This is a genomic window from Streptococcus suis, assembly GCF_002964045.1.
GTDB lineage: Bacteria > Bacillota > Bacilli > Lactobacillales > Streptococcaceae > Streptococcus > Streptococcus suis_U.
In genome coordinates, this window is the sequence record NZ_POPB01000030.1 from 1 (window position 1) to 269 (window position 269).

General features: G+C 45.0%; 1 protein-coding gene. It reads left to right on the plus strand.

Annotated features, from left to right (window positions below; translation table 11 throughout):
• Window positions 1–269, plus strand: a 269-nt coding sequence (locus tag C1E99_RS00125; RefSeq protein ID WP_330848205.1) for a 3'-5' exonuclease, incomplete at both ends; no start/stop codon positions are given.

Here is a 269-nt window from a genome sequence, read left to right on the forward strand (position 1 = left end):
CGTGCCAGAGATGAAAATGATGAAGCTATCTATGTCGCAGGGCAGATTGACCAGTTGCACCGAGAAGGTAAGGCTTATAAGGATTTTGCAGTTCTCTATCGGACCAATGCCCAGTCCCGTACCATTGAAGAAGCCCTGCTCAAATCTAATATCCCTTATACCATGGTTGGGGGCACCAAGTTCTACAGCCGTAAGGAAATCCGAGATGTGATTTCTTATTTGAATATCATCGCAAATCCATCGGACAATATCTCCTATGAACGAGATCG